4 protein-coding genes and 1 pseudogene are annotated in these 4,436 nt (G+C 70.4%); all 5 read left to right on the forward strand.

From position 1 onward, the window contains the following. On the forward strand, positions 1-1,265 hold a 1,265-nt coding region (locus BFF77_RS24555), incomplete at its 5' end, for a class I mannose-6-phosphate isomerase (RefSeq protein WP_066953500.1). Further along, positions 1,262-2,212 carry an ROK family protein gene (locus tag BFF77_RS24560; protein ID WP_066953503.1) on the forward strand — a complete coding sequence of 317 codons (951 nt, stop codon included), beginning with the start codon at positions 1,262-1,264 and terminating at the stop codon, positions 2,210-2,212. The genes BFF77_RS24555 and BFF77_RS24560, both read left to right, overlap by 4 nt. A 26-nt stretch (positions 2,213-2,238) precedes the next feature. Beyond that, positions 2,239-3,291: a LacI family DNA-binding transcriptional regulator gene (locus BFF77_RS24565; RefSeq protein WP_066953504.1), complete on the forward strand. Its 1,053-nt coding sequence runs from the start codon at positions 2,239-2,241 to the stop codon at positions 3,289-3,291. A gap of 172 nt (positions 3,292-3,463) precedes the next feature. Further along, positions 3,464-3,943: a hypothetical protein gene (locus BFF77_RS24570; protein ID WP_066953506.1), complete on the forward strand. Its 480-nt coding sequence runs from the start codon at positions 3,464-3,466 to the stop codon at positions 3,941-3,943. A 201-nt stretch (positions 3,944-4,144) separates the two neighbouring features. Continuing rightward, positions 4,145-4,436, forward strand: a pseudogene (locus BFF77_RS36310) (hypothetical protein); the annotation flags it as partial.

Here is a 4,436-nt window from a genome sequence, read left to right on the forward strand (position 1 = left end):
AGGCTGCCGCCGGCGCCGGCGAGACGGGAGTGAACCTCGGCCTGCCGGGCGAGAAGCCCGACTTCAGGCGCCTGTTCTACATCGACTGGCCGATGCTCGACCGGCACCGGGACGCGCTCGCACACCGGCTCGACGCCTGGCTCGACATGCAGCGCCCGGAACAGCCGGCCCTGATCGACGGAGCGGGCCTGCGTGCCACGTACGCGGTTCTGGCGCGCCGGCCCGTTCGCACGCGCCCCTACTTCAACTCCACTCCCTGGGGCGGCCACTGGGCGCAGCGCGAACTCGGCTTCGACCCCGGCGCCCGCAACACCGCGCTCGGCTACGAACTGATCGCGCCCGAGGCCGGCATCCTCGTCGGTCCCGGGACGCAGGCCCAAGTCGAAGTGCCGTTCCAGCTCATGTGCGTACTGGAGCCGGAGAACGTACTGGGGGCGGAGGCGCACGCCCGTTTCGGCACGTCGTTCCCGATCCGGTTCGACTACCTCGACACGGTCGGTGGCGGAAGCCTTTCGGTGCACTGCCACCCGAAGGAGCCGTACATGCGTGAGCGTTTCGGCTGGACGTACACCCAGCACGAGACGTATTACCTGACTCTCGGCGGCCCCGGGACGAAGGTACTCCTCGGCCTGCGGGAGGACGCCGACGTCGATCTCTTCCGCAAGGAGGTGCAGGAGTCCGTCAGCGACGGAGTGCCCATGAATCCGGAAGATCACGTTCTGGCCTTCCCCGCCGAGCAGGGACAGTTGTTCATGATCCCCGCTGGCACCCCGCACGCGAGTGGGGCGGGCAACCTCGTGCTGGAGATCAGCGCCACCCCGTACCTGTACAGCCTGCGGTTCTACGACTGGCTGCGGCCCGGCGCAGACGGCAATCCGCGACCGCTGCCGTACGAGCACGGGTTCGCCAATGTGGAGACGGAGCGACGCGGCGAGGCCGTCGCCCGTGACCTGGTTCAGGAGCCGCGCACCCTGCGTGAGGGCAACGGCTGGCGTGAGGAGGTCATTGGCGCGCTGGACGAGATGTTCTACGAGGTCAGGAGGTACGTGCTCGACGCCGGTGCCGAGGCGGACGACGACACCCGGGGGCGATTCCATGTGCTGAACGTGGTGGAGGGCGAGGGCGTCACGGTGCACACGGCAGCCGGAGACCGGCACGAGCTGGCGTACGCGGAGACACTGACCGTTCCGGCAGCGGTTGGGCCCTATACCCTGCGGGCGACCGGCGACGGCCCGGTGCGGGTCGTGAAAGCGCTCGTCCGTTGATTCCCGTCCTGGAGATCGGCGGCACCCATGTCACCGCGGCCCTCGTGGACCTGCGCGACGGTCGTGTCACCAGCCGTAGCCGCAGGCCGCTCGATCCGCACGGCGCCGCCGAGGACATACTCGGCGCCGTACGGCGCTGCGCTGAAGGGCTGCCGGTGCCCCCGGGCGCGCGGTGGGGCGTGGCGGTGCCAGGGCCGTTCGACTACGCGGAGGGAATCGCGTTGTTCGTGGGGGTCGGCAAGTTCGACGCTCTGTACGGAACGGATGTGCGGGCGGCACTCTGCGACGGGCTGTGGCAGCTTCCTGGCGACGTCGTGTTCCTCAACGACGCGCACGCCTTCCTGATCGGCGAGTGGTTCGCGGGAGCGGCCCGCGGTCATCGTCGTGCGGTCGGCATTACCCTCGGCACCGGTGTCGGCTCGGCGTTTCTCGCCGATGGCAGCATTTGTGAGGACGGTGCCGGCGTGCCGCCCGAGGGGCGCATGGACCTCACCGAGATTGACGGCCGGCCACTGGAGGACACCGTCTCCCGTCAGGCGATCCTTGCCCGCTACGGCGACCCGGCCGCCGACGTGCACGACATCGCCGAGCGTGCCCGAGCGGGGGAGGAACGGGCCCACCGGGTGCTGCACGACACCTTCACCAAGCTGGGTGCGGCACTCGGCCCGCGTCTGACGGACTTCGGCGCGACCGTCCTGGTCGTCGGAGGCTCCATCTCCCGCTCCTGGGACCTCGTCGCTCCCGCTCTGCGCACCGGACTTGTGACCGGCGGCTGGGCGCCGGACGCCGCCGCCTCCAGCGCCGGTCCGCGGCCCCCGGTCGGCCCTGCCCCTTCCGGTCCGCGTCGCGTCTCGACGGCCGTCGCACGGCATACTCGTGTGATGAACCCCGCCGGCCCCGACGGGGAGGCGGCACTCATCGGCGCGGCACGCGCGGCGACCGCTTGAGACCGACGAAGGGAGACACGGCCGGCATGCCGGACACACGCGGGTCGAAGGACGCGCAGCCGACCGTGCGTGACGTCGCCGAGCGTGCGGCGGTCAGCGCCATGACCGTCTCCCGGGTCTTGCGCGACGACCCGAAGGTGCTGCCGGCCACGGCCGCCCGCGTACGCGCGGCCGTCACCGAACTCGGCTACCGCCGCAACGAAATGGCCCGCAGCCTGCGCCTGGGCAGCGGCACCGGCCTCATCGGTCTGGTGGTGACCAACCTGGCCAACCCCTTCTACTCACGGCTGGCCCTGGGGGTCGACTCCTTCGTCGCCCAGCACGGCCTGAAGACCGTGATCGGCAACACGGGCCAGGACCTCGACAGCGAGCGTGGCCTTGTCGAGGACCTGGCCGTCCGTCGTGTCGACGGCATCATCGCCGTGCCCGCCGGTGCCGACCAGCGGCACTTGGCCACCGCTGCGGCCGACGGCGTGCCCGTGGTGATCGCCAGCCGTCCACCGGAGGGCTTCGCCGCCGACTGCGTGCTGGTCGATGACTACGGCGGCGCTCGCGCCGCGACGGAACGACTGCTTGCCTCCGGACACCGCAGGATCGGCTTCCTCGGTTCACCGCCTGCTGTTTACACCAGCACCGAGCGGTTGCGCGGCTTCGCCGACGCCCTCGCTGCCGCGGGTCTGCCCAACGACCCCACCTACATACGCCAAGGCCAGCAGCAGACCGCCGAGGCCGCTCACGCGGCCGCGGAACTGCTCGACCTGCCGGAACCGCCGACCGCCCTGTTCTGCTCCAACAACCGCAACACCATCGGCGCCTTCCGCGCCGTCCGCCGCGCCGGGACGACGACCGCGCTGGCAGGCTTCGACGACTTCGAACTCGCCGACGCGCTCGGCCTGCCACTGACCATCGTTGCTTACGACAGCGACGAACTGGGCCGGGAAGCCGGTCGGTTGCTCGTCGACCGTATGAACGCCGGCCCTGCACGAACCAGGGCCGGCGCGACTGCCCCGCCCCGGCGCACCGTAGTGCCCACGACGCTCGTGCACTACGGCCCACCGGAGGTGGCGTACGGGCGGTGATCGGCCCTGTGACGGACGACGGAGCGGCGGCGCGACCGCGCGGAAGTTCCGGATGCGGAGGCGCGGTGTGTTGTCGGGGAGAAGACAGCCGGGCCGAGGGCGTGGGCTCGGGCGTCCTGCCGTGGTGATCATCCTTCTGTCGGTACCGTGGTGCCCTCATCCAAGGGGGGCGATGAAGCGTTTACTGGGGGCGGTCGCGGCAGCTCTGTTCGTGCTGACGGGCTGCGAGGGCGGCGACATCCAGCCGGAGCCGTCGGTGTCGGCCGCTCGCGCCAAGCTGTCGGAGACCTGGACCAAGAAGTTCGAGGTGTCGGCACGGGAGAGTCCGTACAACTGCGTCAAAGTGCCGCCTGAGCAGTGCCGCGAGTGGTTGGTCAACATACGGACGCTGACCCGCGCGCTGGAGAAGACAATCGAGGACCAGCATCTGGAGCGGCGGTACCCGGAGACGTTGGCACAGGCCAGGGAGATGGAGCGCGCGTCGGACATGTACGGCGACGCCGGGTGTGAGGGCGCGGACAACGAGGACGGCCCTGCGTGCTCCGCGAGCGCCAGGGCACTCGCGTGGGGCGCACCGTTCATCCCCGTCAAACTGAGCCTGGATGAGAATCGTTACGATTTGGAGGAAATACGAAGGAGCCGGCGGACCTGAGAGCGGTACTCTGCGGACTCCGCCCTGGCGTCGAACTGGCCAGGTGAGAGAGGACCCTCTGCGAGCGTCTGGCCTGCGGCGAGGACATCGGCGCCACTCGCCCCGGCGACTACGGCGCGGAGGGTATCCGATGATGTAGCCGGCCGCTCCGACGGCTTCGCCCACGCGATCGCCGCCCACACGGCGTGACCCCACACAGGCATGACCCCACGCCTCCAGCCCGCCGACCAACGGCTCCTGATGGACAATGCCCCCGACCCGAGACTGTCCTCCACCTACCTGCTCGATCCACGATCCCAGGTCACCGACCTCACCGGCGTGAGCGGACTCGTCCACCAGATCGAGCAGCGGCGCAAAGGCGCCGACCGTATCGATGTCGTCGCTGTGACCGGCCTGGGCGGCACGGGTAGATCGCGCCCCACGAGATCCTCACCGCCCACGGCGCCGTCCTCACCTGATCCGACCTCACCCCGCCCGCCCGGCACCCGGCGGG

The organism is Streptomyces lushanensis (assembly GCF_001700515.1).
Classification (GTDB): Bacteria; Actinomycetota; Actinomycetes; order Streptomycetales; family Streptomycetaceae; genus Streptomyces; species Streptomyces lushanensis.

Coding starts and splice junctions, on each gene's coding strand:
- BFF77_RS24565 (WP_066953504.1), top strand. CDS start 2,239: ATGCCGGACACACGCGGGTCGAAGGACGCGCAGCCGACCGTGCGTGAC.
- BFF77_RS24570 (WP_066953506.1), top strand. CDS start 3,464: ATGAAGCGTTTACTGGGGGCGGTCGCGGCAGCTCTGTTCGTGCTGACG.